Raw genomic sequence first — 18,900 nt, forward strand, 5'->3', positions numbered from 1 at the left:
GCCGCCGAGGTCGTGAGTATCCGGGGATCTGAGGGGGAGCAGCATCCATGGCCATTTTCTCGAAGTCGAACGTGCCGCAGTTCTCGGTCGACGTCTACCAGAACGAGTTCCTGCCGGAGGGCGGCCGCGAGGTCCACGCCATCGCGACGGTGACCTCGACCGGGGGCGGGACGATCGGCTCCGCGGTGAGCGCGCCGCATCTGTACTCGGCGGGGCAGGGGCCGGACGCCGCCGTGGCGGTCATGGTGGACTGCTCCGGCTCCATGGACTACCCGCCGACGAAGATGCGGGGCGCGCGGGACGCCACGGCCGCCGCGATCGACGCCCTGCGCGACGGTGTGCGCTTCGCGGTGATCGGCGGCACCCATGTCGCCAAAGAGGTCTACCCCGGCGGCGGACGCCTCGCGGTGGCCGACCCCACCACCCGCGAGCAGGCCAAGCAGGCGCTGCGCGGGCTCAGCGCGGGCGGCGGCACGGCGATCGGCACCTGGCTGCGGCTCGCCGACCGGCTGCTCGCCTCCGCCGACGTCGCCCCGACCGCGGTGCGCCACGGCATCCTGCTCACCGACGGCCGCAACGAACACGAGTCGCCCGAGGACCTCAGGGCCGCGCTGGACTCCTGTGCGGGCCGCTTCACCTGTGACGCCCGCGGCGTCGGCACGGACTGGGAGGTGAAGGAGGTCACGGGGATCGCCTCCGCGCTGCTCGGCACCGCCGACATCGTCGCCGACCCGGCCGGGCTCTCCGCCGACTTCACGCGGATGATGGAGACGGCCATGGGCAAGGAGGTCGCCGACGTCAGCCTGCGGCTGTGGACACCGGTGGGCGTGGAGATCCAGTTCGTGAAACAAGTGGCGCCCACGGTCGAGGACTTGACGGGCCGCCGCACGGAGGCCGGGCCGCGCGCCGGCGACTATCCGACGGGTTCCTGGGGCGACGAGTCACGCGACTATCACATCTGTGTGCGCGTGCCCGGCGCCGACCTCGGCCAGGAGATGCTCGCGGCCCGGGTCTCCCTGGTCGTGCCGCAGGGCGACGGCACCCCGCAGACCCTGTCCCAGGGACTGGTGCGGGCGGTGTGGACGGACGACATGGCGGCCTCCACCTCCATCAACCCGCAGGTCGCGCACTACACGGGCCAGGCGGAACTGGCCCATGTCATCCAGCAGGGACTCGACGCCCGCAAATCGGGAGATCTCGACGGCGCGACGGCGAAGCTCGGCCGCGCCGTCCAGCTCGCCGCCGCCTCCGGCAACGCCGATACCGCGAAACTGCTTTCGAAGGTGGTGGACGTGGTGGATGCCGCGGAAGGTACTGTTCGATTGAAGGCGAAGGTCGCCGAGGCCGACGAGATGACCCTCGAAACCCGGTCGACGAAGACCGTTCGCGTGAAGAAGCAGTCGTGAAGAACGTGTGGAAGCAGTAGCGCGGCGCCCCGGCGCCGTGGACCAGTCAGACGCAGTACGTACGGCCCGCGGGCCGGAGAAGGAGAGGGGGAAGCGCCGACATGCCGACCTGCCCGAACGGACACCAGTCGGGTTCCGACGACTGGTGCGAGGTCTGCGGTCACCGCATGGCCGGTGCCGTACCGCCGCCGCCTCCCCCGCCGCCGCCCGCGGCCGGCTACGGCTATCCTCCGCCGCCTCCCGGCCAGAACCCGGACTTCTCGCAGCCCGGCCCCGGGCGCCCGCATCTGGCCGCCGTGCCGGACCCGGCGCCCGAGCCGGAGCTGTGCCCGCAGTGCCGCACGCCCCGCGAGGCGAACGCGCCGTTCTGCGAGGAGTGCCGCTGGAACTTCCTGACGAACACCGCGACGTCCTACACCCCGGCCGCGCCGATCCGGCCGCTGCCGAACACCCAGGGCGGCCCCGGCGCGCCCCCGCCGCGCGCCGGCCGGCCCTTCCAGCAGCCGCCGCCCGGCGGTCACCCCGGGCAGGACGCGTACGAGTACCAGGGCTCGCGTCCCTCGCAGATGAACCGGCCGGCCGAGCCGATCCCGCCGTTCGGCAACGGCACCGGGAACGGCCCTGGCGGCGGTCCCGGTCAGGGTGGTCCGGGCCAGGGCGGTCCCGGCCAGGGTGGTCCCGGCCAGACCCCGCCCGGCGCCCCGCAGGCCTTCCAGCAGCCGGGTCCGCCCCCGCAGCCGGGTCCGCCCGCGCCGCACGCGTTCCCGCAGGAGACGGGCGCCTCGCAGGGCCCGCCTCCCCCGCCGCAGCCCGGCTCCGGAGGGCCGTCCTTCGGCGGTGGCAGCGGCGGTGACGACGACTGGGTGATCTCGCCGCCGTCGTCCCCGGCTCCGCCGCAGCAGCCGTTCCAGCGGCAGGACGTCTTCCAGCCGGTTCCGCCGCAGCAGCAGGCCCCACAGCATCACGCGCCGCAGCAGCAGGCGCCCCAGCAGCAGCCTCAGCACCAGGCCCCGCAGCACCAGGCTCAGCAGCAGCCGCAGCCGCAGCAGGAGCACCCGCAGCAGCAGGCCCCGCAGGGACCCGGCACGTGGACGGCGACGATCGGTCCGGACCGCGAGTACTTCCGGGCGATGATGCAGCGCAGCGGCCCCGAGGCGTCGGGCCTCAACCTGCCCGCGTACTCGCCCGAGCAGCAGCGCCCGCTGGCCGGCAACCAGATCACCATCGGCCGCCGCCGCCACTCCACGGGCGACACCCCGGACATCGACCTGTCCGTGCCCCCGGAGGACCCGGGCGTCTCGCACCAGCACGCGATCCTGGTCCAGCAGCCGGACGGCAGCTGGGCGGTCGTCGACCAGAACTCCACGAACGGCACCACGGTCAACGGCGGCGAGGAGCCCATCCAGCCGTTCGTCCCGGTGCCGCTCCAGGACGGCGACCAGGTGCACGTGGGCGCCTGGACGACGATCACGGTCCGCCGCGACTAGCGGGCCCCGCGGCGGGCGGTCACGTCACAGCGGCCAGGCGTACGGCCCTTCGGGGTCGTCCAGCCAGGCCCACTCGTACCGCCCGCGCACGGACACCCCGAAGCGTTCGCGCACCGGGCGGCCCTCGCGCTCCCACAGCGCGAGCGCCTCGTGCGGGTCGAGACTGCCCGCGGTCAGCTCCAGCAGGAACCGGAAGAGTTCGTTCTGCAGGGCCCTGCGCGGCAGCCCCCCGATGTACGGCTCGTGCGGGGCTCCGGTGCCGCCGCCGCGCAGCGGCACGAAGTAGGCGGGCGTGTGCAGGAAGCGCCCCTCGGCGTGCTCGGCGTCCTGGACGGTCAGCGCGATCAGCCCGGTGGCCAGCGGCGCGAGGATGCGGGCGCCGGGGGCGCACTGGGCGAGCCACAGCCGGGGCACCGAGGTGAGGGTGCAGGTGACGATGATCCGGTCGTACGGCGCCCGCTCGGCGCAGCCGACCGCGCCGTCCCCGGTGATCACGGCGGGGCGGTGGCCGGCGTCGGCCAGATGCCGCCGCGCGGACTCCGTGATCTCCGGGTCCAGGTCGACGGTGGTGACGTGGTCGTCGCCGAGCCGGTGGGCGAGCAGGGCGGCGTTGTAGCCGGTCCCGGCGCCGATCTCCAGGACGCGGTCCCCGTCACGTACCCGCAGCTCGGTCAGCATCAGCGCCATCAGGGACGGCTGGCTGCTGGAGGAGACCAGCTCGCCGTCGCGCACCCGGGTGGCGAGGGGGACGTCCTCGTAGGCCCCGCGCACCCAGCGGGCGCGGCGCTCCGGGTCGGGGTCCTCGCCCCACAGCCGTTCGTGGGCCCCGCCCGAACCGGCGCTGTAGTAGTACGGCACGAACAGGTGGCGCGGCACCGCCTCGAAGGCCTCCCGCCAGGCCGGGTCGTCCCGCCAGGCCCCGCTCGCCTCGATCTCGCGCACGAGGGCGGACCGGGCCTCGGCGACGAGTGCAGGATCGGGTTCCATGGCTCCACTGTGCTGCGCGGACGCCGCCGATGCGAGTGGCGGGAGGGCGCGCGGCCGGTGGCCCGGGAGCGGGTGGTCCTAAGCCTTCCGTCCTCGGTCGTGCCGTCTGAGACCATGGACGGTGTGAAAGAGATCCCACGCGGCACGCTTCAGGAGCAGACCTTCTACGAGCAGGTCGGCGGCGAGGAGACCTTCCGGCGCCTGGTGCACCTCTTCTACCAGGGGGTCGCGGAGGACCCGCTGCTGCGGCCGATGTACCCGGAGGAGGACCTCGGCCCGGCCGAGGAGCGCCTCGTCCTCTTCCTGATGCAGTACTGGGGCGGCCCGCGCACCTACAGCGACCACCGCGGCCACCCGCGGCTGCGCATGCGGCACGCGCCGTTCACCGTGGACCGGGCGGCGCACGACGCCTGGCTGAAGCACATGCGCGCGGCCGTCGACGAGCTGGGCCTCTCCGAGGAGCACGAGCGGACGCTGTGGAACTACCTGACGTACGCGGCGGCGTCGATGGTGAACTCCGAAAGCTGACCGCCCCCGCCGGGACCGCGGGAACCCACCGACGGGACCGCGGTGACCGGCGTCCCCGCTCCGATATCCGTGCACTTCGTCCCGCCCCACCCCTTTCCCCGACCGCCCGCTGTCTGAAAGCATTCGAACAGACTGCTGGGGGGCGGCGGCGTACAGGCGCGGGTTTCCGTTGATCACGGGCCCATGAGCGCAGGGCACGCGAGCACGGGGGTACGTCCGGGTGACGGGGTTCGTTCTGCTGCGCGTGCGCGCCCATCGGCTGCTGCTCGCCGCGGCCCTCCTGGCCGTGCTGCTCACCACGGCGATCCTCACCACCCTCGCCGCGTTCTCCGGGGCGATCGGCGACGCCGCGCTGCGGCACACCCTGCGCACCCGGTCCGCGGCCCCGGCCGCGCTCGTCGTACGCACCCAAGTCCCGGCCGGTGAACAGGAGGCGGCGCGGCGGGTGGTGCGCGAGGGGGCCCGGCGCACCTTCGACGGGCTGCCGGTGCGGCTGCGTTCCCTGGCCCGCTCCGGGACGTACGCGCTGCCCGGCGCGGCGCGCGGCGACCAGCCCGACCTCACGCGGCTCGCCGCCCTCGACCGGTCCGGAATCCGGCTGACCGAGGGGAGTTGGCCGGGCGGCGCCCCCTCGGGTGACGCGAAGGGGCCCATCGAGGTCGCCGTCCCCGAGACCGCCGCCGCCAGGCTGCGCCTTGGCCCCGGCGCCCGGCCGCTCACCCTCACCGACCGCCTCACGGGCCACGACGTCACCGTCCGGGTGACCGGCGTCTACCGCCCCGCCGACACCGCTGACCCGTACTGGCAACTGGACGAGCTGGGCGGACGCGGCCTGCGCAAGGGCGACTTCATGACGTACGGGCCGCTCCTCGTGGACCCGGCGGTCCTGACCGGCTCACGCGTCTCGGCGGACGGCACGCAGTGGCTGGCCACCGCCGACTTCGGGGCCGTCACCACCGAACGCGTCGGCGCGCTGCGGGAAGCGGCGCGGAAGGGCCCGGCCGCGCTCGCGAAGAAGTCGGCGCTGGGCGGCAATCCGAGCGCCGCGACCGCGCTGCCCGACGTCCTGGACCGCGCCGAGCGGGCGCTGCTCGTGTCCCGCTCCACGCTGCTGATCGTCGCCCTCCAGCTGATCATGCTCGCCGGGTACGCGCTGCTCCTCGTCGCCCGGCTGCTCTTCGCCGAGCGCGGCGGCGAGACCGAGCTGCTGCTGGCCCGCGGCGCCGCGCGGGGCCGCGTCGTCTGGTTCGCCGCGGTGGAGGCGCTGCTGCTCGCGCTGCCCGCCGCCGTCCTCGCCCCGCTCCTCGCGGGCCCGTTGACGGGGCTGCTCGCGGGGCAGGGCGCCCTGGCGCGGACGGGTCTGCGGCTGGACGGGGCGGCGGGCGCGACGGTGTGGGCGGCGGCCGCCATCACCGCGTCCGGCTGCGCGCTCGCGGTCGTCGCCCCCGCGCTGTCGGCCACGTCGGGCCGGCGGTCGGCGCCGCGCCGTTCCGTTCGGGCCTCCGCGCTGCCCGCGCCGCTGCGGGCCGGGGCGGACGTGGGCCTGCTGGTGATCGCCGCCGTCGCGTACTGGCAGGTGAGCAGCCGTACGTCGGGGGCGGGCGCGCTCACCGACGACCGGTCGGGGCGCCTCGGCGTGGACCCGCTGCTGGTGGCGGCGCCCGCCCTCGCGCTGCTCGCGGGCACGGTGGTGACGCTGCGGCTGCTGCCGCCCGCCGCCCGGGTCGCCGAGCGGTACGCGGCGAAGGGGCGGGGCCTGTCGGGAGCGCTCGCGGGCTGGCAGCTGAGCAGGCGTCCCCTGCGCGGGGCGGGTCCGGTGCTGCTGCTGGTCCTCGCCGTGGCGATGGGCATGCTGGCGATCGGGCAGGGTGCGTCCTGGGACCGGTCGCAGGAGGACCAGGCCGACTTCCGGGCGGGCGCCCCGGTCCGCGTCCTCGGCAGCCGTGTGCCGGACGCGGAGCAGGCCCGGGTCTTCGCCGCCCTGCCCGGGGTACGCGGGGCCGCGCCCGCCGCCCGCTTCCCCATGGACCTGTCGGACGACCGCCAGGCAACGGTCCTCGCCCTGGACCTCGCCCGGGCCACCCCCGGCATGCTCACGCGCGAGGACGGCGGGAGCGGGGAGGAGATCGCCGGGGCCCTGGCAGCAGAAGGACGAGGGCCGGAAGGCCGGGCGTCCGGCGGGAGTTCGCCCGTGCGGGCCGTGGTGACCGACGCGTTTCTACGGGCGAGCGGGGCGCGGGTGGGCGCGCGCCTGGACGTGCCGGCCGGGAGCGGGGAGCTGCCGGTGCGGATCGTGAAGGCGGTGCGGCAGGTGCCGACGGCGGGGACCGGAGGGAGCGGGCCGGACGGGGTCGCCGCCGCCACCGACGGCGGCGCCGTCCTGCTCGACCTGCCCGCCGTGAACGCCCGGCTCACCCGCGCCGGGGAGAAGCCGCTGGCGCCCACCGAATGGTGGCTCACGCCGCGCCCCGGCGCCGCCGACCGGACGGCCGCCGCGCTGCGGGCCCGCCCCGACATCGACCCCGAACAGGTCCTCGTACGCGAGGAGATCGCCGACGAACTGCGTGACGATCCGCTCGGCGCGGGCCCGCAGTCCGCGCTGCTCGCGGTCGCCGCGGCCGCCGCTGCGCTGGCCGCCGTCGGCTTCGCGGTGAGCGCGGCGGCGTCGCTGCGGGAACGCTCCGCGGAGTTCGCCGTGCTGCGCGCGCTGGGTGCGCCGCGCCGCAGGCTCGCCCGGCTGATCGCGGCGGAGCAGGGCTTCCTGCTCGGGCTCGCCCTGCTGGTGGGGCTCGGGCTCGGCGCGGTCCTGACCCGCGCCGTGGTCCCGCTGATCGTCCTCACGGGCGACGCGGCGCAGCCGGTCCCGCCGGTCCTGGTGGAGCTGCCCCTGTCCCATGTGGCCGCCCTGCTCACCGGAGTGGCGGCGGTTCCCCTCCTGATCGTCGCGGCCCTCGCGCTGCGCCGCGGCGACCCGACGGTGTCCCTGCGCCACGAAGGGGGCAACTGACATGCCCGCCCGCGTCGTCGCCCCCTGGGTCCGCACCCGGCTGCGCGCCGCCCCGCTGTCCGCCGTGGCGCTCGCCCTGCTCGTGACGGTGACCGCCTTCCTCGCCGCGCTCTTCCCGCGCGCGGTCGACTCGTACGAGAGCGAGGGCGTGCGCACCGCACTCGCCGACGCGGGTCCCGCGCGCACCGGCATCGAACTGACGGCCCAGGCCCCGGGACTGGAGCGGGATCAGCGCGTACGCGAGGACACGCTGCGCCCCGCGCCCCTGCGACACCAGTACGAGGAAACCCTCAAGGCCCTGCCCGCCCCCCTCCGCCCGGACCTCGCGCAGTCGACGTACGGCGCGCGCACGGTCAAGTCGCCGCCGGTCCTGGACCGCTGGCTGCCCCGGCTCGGCCCGCTGCCCCCGGAGTTCACGCTGGCCGCCCAGGCCGGTCTTGGCTCGCACGCGCGGGTGCGCGAAGGGCGGCTGCCCACCGGGAAGCTGCCCGACGGCAAGGGCGTCACCTCGGACAGCCGCCGCGTCGAGGCGGCCGTGACGGCGGACACCGCACGCGTCATGCGGTTGAAGGTGGGCACGGACATCCATCTCGGCTCCACACTCGGCCACCCCGTCACCGTCCGCGTCACGGGCATCCTCGAACCCCTGCGCCCCACGAGTTCCTACTGGTCGTACGATCCCGTGCTGCGCACCCCCGCCGAGGTCACCGTGCCCCGTCGGCCCCCGCAGAAGCGCTGGCACGCCGGGCTGCTCCTCGCCCCGGAGGCCGGACCGTTCCTGCCGGCCGTCGACCCGACCCCGCAGCGGTACTGGCGTGTCGCCCCCGACCCCGGCGCCCTCACCGCCCGTGACCTGCCGACGCTCAAGAGCCGCGTCGCGTCGCTCGAAAGCGGGCCGCTGCTCACCCGGATGCGTTCCTTCACGGACCCGGACGCGCTGCTCTCCACCGACCTCGACAAGGTCCTCACCGAGCACGCGGGGCTACGGGACGCCGTCACACCGATCGTCGCCGTCGCCGCCTATGGAGTGGGCGGGGTCGCGGCCGTCGTCCTGTTGATGACCTGCGCGCTGCACGCGGGCCGACGGCACCGCGAACTGGCGCTGCTGCGGGCGCGCGGCGGTGCCGTGCGCGGCATCGCGGGACGGCTGCTCGCCGAGACGTCGGTGGTGGCGCTGCCCGCGGCGGGCGCCGGGCTGCTGCTCGCCTTCCTCGCCGTACCGGACGCGCGTGCGTGGCCGTCGGTGGGGGCGGCGGCCGGGGTGTGCGCGCTGGCGTGCGCGGCGCTGCCGGTCCGGGCGGCGCTCACGCACCGCACGCCGCGCGCGCACGAGGACCGGGGCGACCTCGTCACGGCCCGGCCCTCCCGGCGCCGGACGGTGGCCGAACTGGTGCTGCTGGCCCTCGCGGTGGCGGCGGTGGTGTCGCTGCGGAGGCGGGGCGCGGGGGGCGGTGGCGCCACGGGGAGCGGGGGCCCGGGGGGTTCCGGGGGCGCGGGTGGGCCGGCGGGCTCCGGGGCTGCCGGGGGCTCGGGGGACTGGCTGCTGAGCGCGGCGCCGCTGCTCGTCGGCGCCATCGCGGCGCTTCTTCTCGTACGCCTCCACCCCGTGCCGCTGCGGCTGCTGGCGCGCCCGTTCGCCAGGCGGCGGGGCGCGCTCGGCTTTCTGTCGGTGGCGAGCGCGGGGCGTGCGTCGGCCGCTCAGGTCCTGCCGTTGCTCGGTCTGCTCCTGGCGCTGACCACCGCGGCCTTCGGTGGTTCGGTGCTGGCCGGTGTGCAGGACGCCCGGGACCGCACGGCGCTCCTCGCGGTCGGCGCGGACGCCCGGGTGACGCGCGGCGGCGCGGCGCTGCCCGCCGCCGTCGCCGTGCAGCTGCGCCGTGCCCCCGGGGTGCGCGAGGTGGCTCCCGTACACATCGACTGGAACCTCACCCTGCCCGATGGCGCGACCGCGCCGCTGATCGCCGTGGACCCGGCGACGTACGCGCGGCTGAGCAGGTCGACGGGGCTCGGCCCGCTCGCCGAGGACGACCTGGCGGCGCCGCGCGCGAAGGGCTCCGCGGCCGTGCCCGCCGTCGCCTCCCCCGACCTCGCCCGCCGCCTCGGCCGCACGCCGCACACCTTCCGCACCCCTGCCGGGACGTTCACCGCGAAGGTCACGGCGGCGCGGGAGACGACGCCCGCCTTTCCCGCGCGGGGCGCGTTCCTCCTGGTGGACCGCCGGGCGCTGCCGACGGCGCGGGACACGGTGCTCCTTGTGACGGGGGCCGGGGTCACGCGGGAGGCGATCGAGGGGGCGGTGGCGAAGGCGTCCGGCGCGGCGGGAGCGGGGGCGCAACCGCCACGGCCCGCTCCCGAGATCAGCCTCCGCTCCTCCGAGCGGGCCGCGCTCACCGACTCGCCCCTCCAGTCCGGCGCCGAACGCGTGTACGTGGCCGCCGTCGCCGCCAGTACCGGCTACGCCGCGCTCGCCGTGCTGCTCTCCCTCCTGCACTCCGCCCGTCGGCGCTCCGCGCTGCTCTCCCGGCTGCGCACCTTGGGCCTGGGCGCGCGCCAGGGCTGGCTGCTGCTCGCGCTGGAGTCGCTGCCGCAGGCGCTGCTCGCGGCGGCCGGCGGCGCGCTGGCGGGCTGGGCGGCGATCGGCCTGCTGGCGGACGGGCTCGACCTGCGCCGTGTCGCCCTGGGGGCTGCCCGCGGCGGCCTCTTCGACCTGGGGACGGTCACGCTGCGGGCCGAACCGTGGTCCCTGCTGCTGCCCGCCGCCGGGATCGTCGCGCTCACCGCGGCGGTGGCGTTCGCCCAGGCGTGGTGGACGACCCGGCGTACCCCCGCCGCCGATCTGAGAACAGGAGACGACGACCGATGACAGAGACCGGCACAGCCGCGGCCGCCGGGCCCACCCCCGGCACCCCGAGGGCGTCGGCCGCCGCGCCCGCCCCCTCCCTCTCCGAGCTGGAAGCCCGCGCGACGGCCCACCGCGACCGCCCCGCCTATGGCCATGACGCGCTGATCACGTGCGACCGGCTGGTCCGCGTCTTCGCGGCGGACGGCATCGAGGTGCAGGCGCTCCAGGGCCTCGATCTGCTGGTCCGCGAGGGCGAGTTGATGGCGCTGGTCGGCGCGTCGGGCAGCGGCAAGTCGACGCTGATGAACATCCTCGCGGGGCTGGACGAGCCGACCGCGGGCGCCGCGCACGTCGCGGGCCGCAACCTCCTCGCGATGACCGTGAAGGAACGGCTCGGCTACCGTCGTGACGTGGTCGGCTTCGTATGGCAGCAGACGGCCCGCAACCTGCTGCCCTACCTGACGGCCGCTCAGAACGTGGCACTGCCCATGCAGTTGCACGGCGGCCGCGCCAAGAAGCGCAAGAAGAAGGCCGAACGCGCTCTGGAACTGCTGGAGTTGCTGGAGGTCGCGGACTGCCGCGACCGGCGCCCGCACCAGATGTCCGGCGGCCAGCAGCAACGCGTCGCCATCGGCGTGGCCTTGGCCAACGACCCCGCGGTCCTCCTCGCCGACGAGCCCACCGGCGAGCTGGACTCGCACACCGGGGAGCAGATCTTCGCCGCGTTCCGCACCGCGAACGAACAGCTCGGCACGACGATCGTCATCGTCACCCACGATCAGGCGGTCGCCTCCGAGGTCCGCCGCACGGTCGCCATCCGCGACGGCCGCACCTCCACGGAGGTGCTGCGCCGCACGGAGGTCGACGCCTCGACGGGCGAGGAGTCACTGATCTCCCGCGAGTACGCGATGCTGGACCGCGCGGGCCGACTCCAGCTGCCCGCCGAGTACACGGCGGCCCTGGAGATGCGCGACCGGGTGGCCCTGGAACTGGAGCAGGACCACATCGGCGTCTGGCCGGACGACACCGGCCGCCCGGTCCCACGCCCCACGGACGCGCGGCCCACGGACCCATACCCCACGGACCCACCTACGCGGGCGTGACCGAAAGCCCCTGGCTCCCGCCCCGTCGCACCGCGACGGACCCGTACGCCGTACGCAGCCGGAGCCACGCCCCCGAGGACAGCAGCGTCAGGGTGTCGCCCCGCAGGAACCCGAGCGACTGCGCGGCGTGCGCGGCCCGCACCGGCAGCTGGGTGTCGCCGATGGTCCGGGACCAGATCTCCCGGCCCACCCGATCCAGCTCGGCCCGCACCCGCCGCTCGGCGGGAAGCTGCTCGACGCGGGAGCGGAACTCGCCCACGGCGACCCGCACCAGCTCCCGCACGGCGTCCGGAACCGGAAGCCCCGGCTCCTGTCGCCAGCCGCCCCGCGGCGGCAGCACGCCCGCCCACGGCGGCCCGGTGACCGCCCCCGGCACGGCGGCGACCCCCGCCGCGGCCTCGGACCGCGCCGCCTCGCCCACGGACTCCAGGAACTCACCGGCGGAGACGGTGACGTCGAGCGTGGTGTCGAGCCCGTGTTCGTACGGCTTGGCGAGCCGCGCCGTGCGGATGGCGAGCACCTCGAACGACGGCGGCCGCCCGAACACGGCGAGCGTGTCCCCGACGGCCTGCAACCGCACCGCGGCGGCCTTGTCGTAGTGGATCAGCCGGGCCAGGAAGGCGGCGAGGTCCGCCGCCTCCCCGGCGTCGACGAAGCACAGCCGCGCGGTCATGCGGCGAGCGCCCCCGAACCGCCGTCGGCGGAGTCGTCGACGTACTCCTGGAGGAACTGCCGCTCCTCGGCGGAGATCCGCCGGGGCCGCTGCGCCTCCAGGTCGAAGGGGACGACCACGGTCGAGGCCCGCACATACACCTGGTCCGCGTCCTTGATCTCGTACGCGATGGTCAGGGACGCCGCGCCGATCTTCGTCACCCACGACTCGATGGTGACCGGCTCGTGCCGGTGCACCAACGGCCGTACGTAGTCGATCTCGTGGCGGGCCACGACCGAACCGCCGGAGAACGACGGGGACCCGTCACCGGGCGCCAGCCGGAACATGAAGTCGATCCGCGCCTCTTCCAGATACCGCAGGAAGACGACGTTGTTGACGTGCCCGAAGGCATCCATGTCCGACCAGCGCAGCGGGCACTGGTAGATGTGTCGAGCCACCGCCGCCTCAGCCTCGCGTCAGCTTCTTGTAGGTGGCACGGTGCGGACGGGCCGCGTCCGGGCCGAGGCGCTCGACCTTGTTCTTCTCGTACGCCTCGAAGTTGCCCTCGAACCAGAACCACTTGGAGTCGCCCTCGTACGCCAGGATGTGCGTGGCGACGCGGTCAAGGAACCAGCGGTCGTGGGAGACGACCACGGCCGCGCCCGGGAACTCCAGGAGCGCGTTCTCCAGGGAGGACAGGGTCTCGACGTCCAGGTCGTTCGTCGGCTCGTCGAGGAGCAGGAGGTTGCCGCCCTGCTTGAGGGTGAGCGCGAGGTTCAGGCGGTTGCGCTCACCGCCGGAGAGCACGCCCGCGGGCTTCTGCTGGTCCGGACCCTTGAAGCCGAAGGCGGACACGTACGCGCGGCTCGGCATCTCGACCTGGCCGACGTTGATGTAGTCCAGCTCGTCCGAGACGACCGCCCAGAGCGTCTTCTTCGGGTCGATGTTGGCGCGGCTCTGGTCGACGTACGAGATCTTGACCGTGTCGCCGACCTTGATGGAACCGGAGTCCGGCTCCTCCAGGCCCTGGATCATCTTGAACAGCGTGGTCTTGCCCGCGCCGTTCGGACCGATGACGCCGACGATGCCGTTGCGCGGCAGGGTGAAGCTCAGGTCGTCGATGAGGACCTTCTCGCCGAAGGCCTTCGAGAGGTTGTTGACCTCGACGACGATGTTGCCCAGGCGCGGGCCCGGCGGGATCTGGATCTCCTCGAAGTCCAGCTTCCGCATCTTGTCCGCCTCGGCGGCCATCTCCTCGTAGCGCGCCAGACGCGCCTTGGACTTGGCCTGGCGCCCCTTGGCGTTGGAGCGCACCCACTCCAGTTCTTCCTTGAGCCGCTTGGCGCGCTTGGCGTCCTTCTGGCCCTCGACCTTGAGACGGGTCTGCTTGGTCTCCAGGTACGTGGAGTAGTTGCCCTCGTAGCCGATGGCGCGGCCGCGGTCGAGCTCCAGAATCCAGCCCGCGACGTTGTCGAGGAAGTACCGGTCGTGGGTGACGGCGACGACGGTGCCGGGGTACTTCGCGAGGTGCTGCTCCAGCCACTGCACGGACTCGGCGTCCAGGTGGTTGGTGGGCTCGTCGAGGAGCAGCAGGTCGGGGGCTTCGAGGAGCAGCTTGCAGAGCGCGACGCGGCGCTTCTCGCCACCGGAGAGGTTGGTGACGGGCCAGTCGCCGGGCGGGCAGCCCAGCGCGTCCATGGCCTGCTCCAGCTGGGCGTCGAGGTCCCACGCGTTGGCGTGGTCCAGGTCCTCCTGGAGCTTGCCCATCTCCTCCATCAGCGCGTCGGAGTAGTCGGTGGCCATCAGCTCGGCGACCTCGTTGAAGCGCCTGAGCTTGCCCATGACCTCCTTCGCGCCGTCCTGCACGTTCTCCAGGACGGTCTTGGACTCGTCGAGGGGCGGCTCCTGGAGGAGCATGCCGACGGTGTAGCCGGGCGAGAGGAAGGCGTCGCCGTTGGAGGGCTGCTCGATGCCCGCCATGATCTTGAGCACCGTGGACTTACCGGCGCCGTTGGGGCCCACGACACCGATCTTCGCGCCAGGAAGGAAGCTCAAGGTGACGTCGTCGAGGATCACCTTGTCGCCGTGCGCCTTGCGCGTCTTGCGCATGGTGTAGATGTACTCAGCCAAGAGAAACCGTCCGGCAATCAGTGAGTGGGCAGATACACCCCATCTTGCCTGACGGCCACCCCCAGGCGGAAACCGGTTGGCTCTCCGCCCAGGGCGGCCGTCACGCGTGGTCGCCTTCCGGTGACCCGGTGTTCACTTCCCGGTGGGCGTCTCCGACGAGGCGTTCACCGAGGTCTTCTTCGGGCGGAGGAAGAACACCGCCGCGCCGCCGAGCAGGACGCAGCCCACGGCGATGCCCGCTATCAGCGGCGTATTGCTGGAGCTGCCGGTCTCGGCGAGGTCGCCGCCGCCCGAGGTGCCGCCCGCCGCCGCGGGGATCGGCTCGGAGGCGGTCTGCGCCTTCGTCCCGAACGCGGCGCCTTCCGTCCGGCAGTCGAGCACTCCCTTGAAGCGCTTCTGCACGCCGTTCGGCCCGGTGATCGTGAAGTCGTAGGCCTGGTCCTCCTGCAACGGGATCGTCACGGTCTGGGACGCCCCCGCCTTGATCGTGTGGCTGATGCCCATCAGGCTGAAGGTGAAGGGGGCGTCCCCCTTGTTGCTCGCCGTGATGTCCACGCCGCCCTTGGCGCAGTTCTTCTCCGCCGAGAGCGCCGGGACCGCACCCTTCGCCGCCCAGTCGGCCGTGGCCGTGGCCGACACGGTCGACTCGCTGGAGCCCGCGAGGATCTGCGTCTGGCTCCTGGTCTCGGAGGTGAAGGCCCTGCCGACCGGCACGGTGGTCGACGCCTGCACGAAGAGCGCGGCCGAGCCGTCCGGCGCGTCCTTCGGCACGTCGAAGTAGAGCCGGCTGCCGTCACGCGCCGACTTCACGCGCTTGCCGTCCCTGCCGACCACCTTCACCCCGCTCGCCGCGGAGTCGGCCGGTGGCGTCACCGTCACCGCCTCCGCGTCGGTCCGCACGGTGACCGGGCCGAGCCGCTCCCCCGCGCGTCCGGAGACGGCGGGCGGCTCCAGCGTCAGCGACGCCTTGGGCTCCACGCCCGCGCGGGCGCTCTTGTGCAGGTAGTCGGCGAGCTTCTCGGCCTGCGGGTCGACGGCGTCGACCCGCGCCCTGTCGGAGTACCGCCAGATCGCCACCTGGGTGCCGGCCGCGGCGGTCTCCTCGGTGAGCGAGGTCGCGCCGGCCTTCTTGGCGAGCGCCGCGAGATCGTTCACCTGCGGGTACGAGTGCTGGAGAATCCAGCGGATCTTGCCCGCGTCGCGGTTGCCGTTCAGCGACGTGCCGCTCCAGGGAGTCTCCTGGTACTTGGCGTCCTTCTGCGTGGGGTTGTGGATGTCGACGCAGTACGTCTGGAGGGTGCCGCCGTCTTCCACGGACATCTCGAAGAGCCCGGCGGGCACCTGCTGCGAGGTGCCGCCGTCCCGGACGACCGCCTGGCCGTACGTCTGCAGACCGCCCAGCGTCGCGGTCGCCCCGCCCCGGTGCTGCGGAGCCTCTTCGGCCGCCGCCGCGCCCGCGCCGGCCAGTGCCCCCGCGGCGAGGAGCCCCGATGCCAGGGTCACAGCGGCAAGGCGGGCGGCGCCTCGGCCGCGTATCGGCATCGCGGGTGAAGCAGTGACCGCGGACCGGGCGGCAACCGCAGAAAACGCAGAAAACACTGAATTCCCCTCCGGGCGGGACCCGTTCACGACGATGGGGGGTGGTCCCGCCAGCAGATCGAAAGGGGCAGGATCTCCCCTGCCACCTGCGTGGCATCTCCTGCCAACTGCCCCGTGAGCTACGTCCGGCATCCTAAGGAAGCCGCGCACCACGACCCTCAGTCATACCGTCGGATAAGCGATCCGACTCGGAATCGTTATCGCCGACACCCGCCAACACCCCTCCCGAGCTGCCCTTATCGACAAATCAACGGGCATTCCGCGTGGTGGGGGGCGGGGATGCCGCCGCGGCTCCAGCCTCGCCCCCGGCCCCGACATCGGCCCCGGTGCCGACGCGGCACAGCGGCCGCGCCGACACCACACTTGACGGTCCATCACACCTCCGCGTCAGCCCACCGGTTCGGGCTCGGGCTCGCGCAGGGGCGGGGGCTCCGTCAGCGCCGCGTCCGCCCTGCCCACCCGCCGGAACGCCGCGGTCCCGCGCGACAGATCGTGGCCGATGGCCTGCGCGTCGATGTCCGCCGAGGTCCAGTGCTGCCCGCCGCGCTCCTCGTCGCGCACCTTCAACCGCCCTTGCACGATGACCGGTTCGCCCACCGCTAGCGAGGCCTGCACATTGCTGCCGAGCGCGCGCCTGGCCCAGACCGTGAAGAAGTTGGTGTGCCCGTCGTTCCAGGTGTTCTTCACCGCGTCGAAGTACCGCGCCGTCACCGCGAGCCGGAACCGCGCCACCGGTCCCGACGGCAGCTCCCGGTACACCGGCGTCGTCGCGACGTTCCCCACCACGGTCACCATCGTCTCGTTCATGCCCTGCCCCTCCCGTACGTCCTTCGCCCGTCCGTCTTTGCCGCCGCGCCTTTCCGCGGCTGCGCTCTCAGACTGCACCGGTGCGGCCGAACCCGCTGGGCCCTGTGCGCTACCCACCGGTTGTGGATATCCCGGTCACTCGAAGGTGGCCTTCACCGAGCCCCGGCCGCGGCCCCGACTGCGGGACCGCGGCGTTCGCAGGCCTCAGCCGAGAGCCCCGCGCGTCATCCCGGAGCCCCCACGCATGCCCGTCACCCGCACGTACTGCTCCCTGACCTCCAGATACCGCAGCAGCTCGGCGGCCACCGGATCGAGGACCCGGGCCCGCCCGCACCCGGCCGCCGCCTCCCGAAGCCGCCGCTCCGCCTCCTGCCCGTACCGCCGCGCGGGCCCCCGTGTGGCCAGGCGGCTCGCCCACTCCACGCACGGGCCGCCCACGATGCCCGACAGCATCAGCAGCACCGGCACGCCGAGGTTCGGGTCGGCGATGCCGATGATCTGCCCCAGCAGCCAGAGCCCGCCCACGACCTGCAGCATCGACATCGCCGCCTGCGCGAGGACCGCCGCCGGCCACCAGTTGGGCCGCGGCGGACGACCGACCGGCACGCCCGCCGTCACCGCCAGCTTGTCGAGCGCCTCGGGCAGCCCTTCGGCGCCGCGCACCGCGGCCTCCCGCACGGCTTGTCCCCAGGGCACGGGCAGCCCCGCGGCCGCCTCGTCGGCCACCGTGCGCACGGCGTGCTCCACGCGCTGGCGCGCCGTCACCTCCTCGTCCACCGGAGGCAGGGCCACGGGCGTCACGGTGGCGCCGTGCGGCGAGCGCTGGGACTCGTACCACCGCCAGATCCTGAGCCAGGGGTCGCCGCACGCCTTGCCCGCGTGCCGGCGCCAGGCCCGCTCCGCCGCGTCCCCGGCCGCCGCGGCGCCCACCGCGTCCGCGAGGCGGTCGGCGAACTCCTCGCGGGCCTCCTCGCTGAGCCCGACACGCCCGCGGCCCCGGCGGGGCTGCGCGTCGACGTACACCGGACGCAGGCGTTCCGCCGCGGCGTCCAGGTCGGCGGAGATCCGGCGGACCGCGGCGCCCCGTTCCTGCGTGAACTGGCCGAGCGCCTCCCGCAGCTCACCGATGCCCTCGCCGGTCAGCGCGGAGATCGCGAGCACCGTGGCGCCCGGTTCACCGTGTTCGCCGAGTGCGACGCCGTCCTCGTCGAGGAGCCGGCGCAGGTCGTCGAGGACCTGGTCGGCGGCGTCCCCGGGCAGCCGGTCGATCTGGTTGAGCACTACGAAGGTGACCTCGGCGTGCCCGGCCATGGGCCTCAGATACCGCTCATGGAGCATCGCGTCCGCGTACTTCTCCGGGTCGACGACCCAGATGACGGCGTCGACGAGCTTGAGGATGCGGTCGACGTGCTCACGGTGCTCGCCGACGGCCGAGTCGTGGTCGGGCAGGTCGATCAGGACGAGCCCTTGGAGCTCGTCGGCGCCGGGGCCCTGGAGGGGGCGGCGGCGCAGCCGTCCCGGGATGCCGAGCCGGTCGAGCAGCCCCGCGGCGCCGTCCGTCCAGCTGCACCCGATGGGCGCGGCCGTGGTCGGTCTGCGTACGCCGGTGTCCGAGATCATCACGCCGGCGAGAGCGTTGAAGAGGGTCGACTTGCCGCTGCCCGTGGCACCCGCGATGGCGACGACGGTGTGCCGTTCGGAGAGCCTGCGCCGGGCGTCGGCCTCGTCGAGCACCCGGCCGGCCTCGGCGAGCGTGTCGCTGTCGAGGCGGGTGCGGGACAGCCCGACGAGTTCGCGCAGCGCGTCGAGCCGCGCGCGCAGGGGCCCGTCGTACGAGGTGGGGGGCGCGGCGGGGGCGTAGGCGCGGGTGATGGTGGCGGCGGCTTTCGAGGCGTCCGTGACGCGGCGGGCGATGAGGCCGTCGCCCCAGACGTCCGCGGAGTCGTCGGCGGAGTGCTCAGGGCCTCCGGCCGACGGGCTGGACTTCTGCTCGGCGCGACCGGAGCCATGCGCCGACCGCCCGGCTTCCCCGGGTGGCCGCACGCCTGCCGGACCGGCCGTGCCTCCCGCGCCCGCATGATCCGCCGTGCCTGTCGGGCCCGCTGCGCCTGCGGGGCTCACTGTGCCGACCGGGCCCGTGGGGCCACCTGTGCCGCCCGTGCTCGTCGGGCCGCCCGTGCGCCCCATGAGCCCCGCGCGCCCCGAAGCCGCCCCTTCGCGCTCCCCACGCGCCTCCCGCTCCTCCCGGACCGGCCGCTCCCCCCGTTCGCCCCGCTCCTTGCGCCGCTCCTCCCGCTCTTCCCGTTCCTCCCGCTCGTCGCGTTCGGTGTGATCAGTGACAGCAGTCACCGC

At 74.4% G+C, this 18,900-nt stretch carries 13 protein-coding genes; 6 read left to right on the plus strand and 7 right to left on the minus strand.

The genetic code is table 11. The features are described 5' to 3' along the window. Positions 1-47: 47 nt before the first annotated feature. Positions 48-1,406: a vWA domain-containing protein gene (locus J2N69_RS12305; RefSeq protein ID WP_230900784.1), complete on the plus strand. Its 1,359-nt coding sequence runs from the start codon at positions 48-50 to the stop codon at positions 1,404-1,406. Between the two features lie 101 nt (positions 1,407-1,507). Further along, positions 1,508-2,893 carry an FHA domain-containing protein gene (locus J2N69_RS12310; protein WP_230900785.1) on the plus strand — a complete coding sequence of 462 codons (1,386 nt, stop codon included), beginning with the start codon at positions 1,508-1,510 and terminating at the stop codon, positions 2,891-2,893. Positions 2,894-2,917: 24 nt separating this feature from the next. On the opposite strand, the gene J2N69_RS12315 is transcribed toward J2N69_RS12310, so the two are convergent. Next, positions 2,918-3,880 (minus strand): methyltransferase domain-containing protein, encoded by a 963-nt coding sequence (locus tag J2N69_RS12315; RefSeq protein WP_230900786.1) that lies wholly within the window; start codon positions 3,878-3,880, stop codon positions 2,918-2,920. A 114-nt stretch (positions 3,881-3,994) separates the two neighbouring features. Here J2N69_RS12315 and J2N69_RS12320 point away from each other — a divergent pair, with 114 nt between their 5' ends. The 4 genes from J2N69_RS12320 to J2N69_RS12335 all read left to right on the plus strand — a co-directional run bounded on the left by J2N69_RS12320 (position 3,995) and on the right by J2N69_RS12335 (position 11,360). Beyond that, positions 3,995-4,408, plus strand: a complete 414-nt coding sequence (locus J2N69_RS12320; protein WP_230900787.1) for a globin — start codon at positions 3,995-3,997, stop codon at positions 4,406-4,408. Positions 4,409-4,628: 220 nt separating this feature from the next. Further along, positions 4,629-7,415, plus strand: coding sequence for an FtsX-like permease family protein (locus J2N69_RS12325; protein ID WP_230900788.1), 2,787 nt, complete (start codon positions 4,629-4,631; stop codon positions 7,413-7,415). A 1-nt stretch (position 7,416) separates the two neighbouring features. Then, positions 7,417-10,278, plus strand: coding sequence for an FtsX-like permease family protein (locus tag J2N69_RS12330; protein WP_230900789.1), 2,862 nt, complete (start codon positions 7,417-7,419; stop codon positions 10,276-10,278). Continuing rightward, a complete protein-coding gene (locus tag J2N69_RS12335; RefSeq protein WP_230900790.1) occupies positions 10,275-11,360 on the plus strand; it encodes an ABC transporter ATP-binding protein in 1,086 nt (361 codons plus the stop codon). Before J2N69_RS12330 ends, J2N69_RS12335 begins: the two co-directional genes overlap by 4 nt. Here the strand turns inward: J2N69_RS12335 and J2N69_RS12340 are convergent. From J2N69_RS12340 to J2N69_RS12365, 6 genes are all read right to left on the minus strand, one after another. Next, a complete protein-coding gene (locus tag J2N69_RS12340; protein ID WP_230900791.1) occupies positions 11,347-12,033 on the minus strand; it encodes a DUF8185 domain-containing protein in 687 nt (228 codons plus the stop codon). The two genes, J2N69_RS12335 and J2N69_RS12340, sit on opposite strands and share 14 nt — an antisense overlap. Then, entirely contained in the window at positions 12,030-12,470 is a 441-nt protein-coding gene (locus tag J2N69_RS12345) for an acyl-CoA thioesterase (RefSeq protein WP_127911854.1), read from the minus strand. The genes J2N69_RS12340 and J2N69_RS12345 overlap by 4 nt, the downstream gene beginning before the upstream one ends. A 7-nt stretch (positions 12,471-12,477) precedes the next feature. Then, positions 12,478-14,142 (minus strand): energy-dependent translational throttle protein EttA, encoded by a 1,665-nt coding sequence (gene ettA, locus J2N69_RS12350; protein WP_230900792.1) that lies wholly within the window; start codon positions 14,140-14,142, stop codon positions 12,478-12,480. A 132-nt stretch (positions 14,143-14,274) separates the two neighbouring features. Further along, positions 14,275-15,684: a Cys-Gln thioester bond-forming surface protein gene (locus J2N69_RS12355; RefSeq protein ID WP_230900793.1), complete on the minus strand. Its 1,410-nt coding sequence runs from the start codon at positions 15,682-15,684 to the stop codon at positions 14,275-14,277. Between the two features lie 444 nt (positions 15,685-16,128). Further along, complete coding sequence (locus tag J2N69_RS12360) at positions 16,129-16,548, minus strand: single-stranded DNA-binding protein (RefSeq protein ID WP_230900794.1); 420 nt, start codon at positions 16,546-16,548, stop codon at positions 16,129-16,131. 204 nt (positions 16,549-16,752) lie between these two features. Further along, entirely contained in the window at positions 16,753-18,897 is a 2,145-nt protein-coding gene (locus J2N69_RS12365; protein WP_230900795.1) for a YfjP family GTPase, read from the minus strand. Positions 18,898-18,900 lie beyond the last annotated feature (3 nt).

Origin of the sequence: Streptomyces huasconensis, assembly GCF_021028635.1 — a bacterium.
GTDB classification, from domain to species: Bacteria; Actinomycetota; Actinomycetes; order Streptomycetales; family Streptomycetaceae; genus Streptomyces; species Streptomyces huasconensis.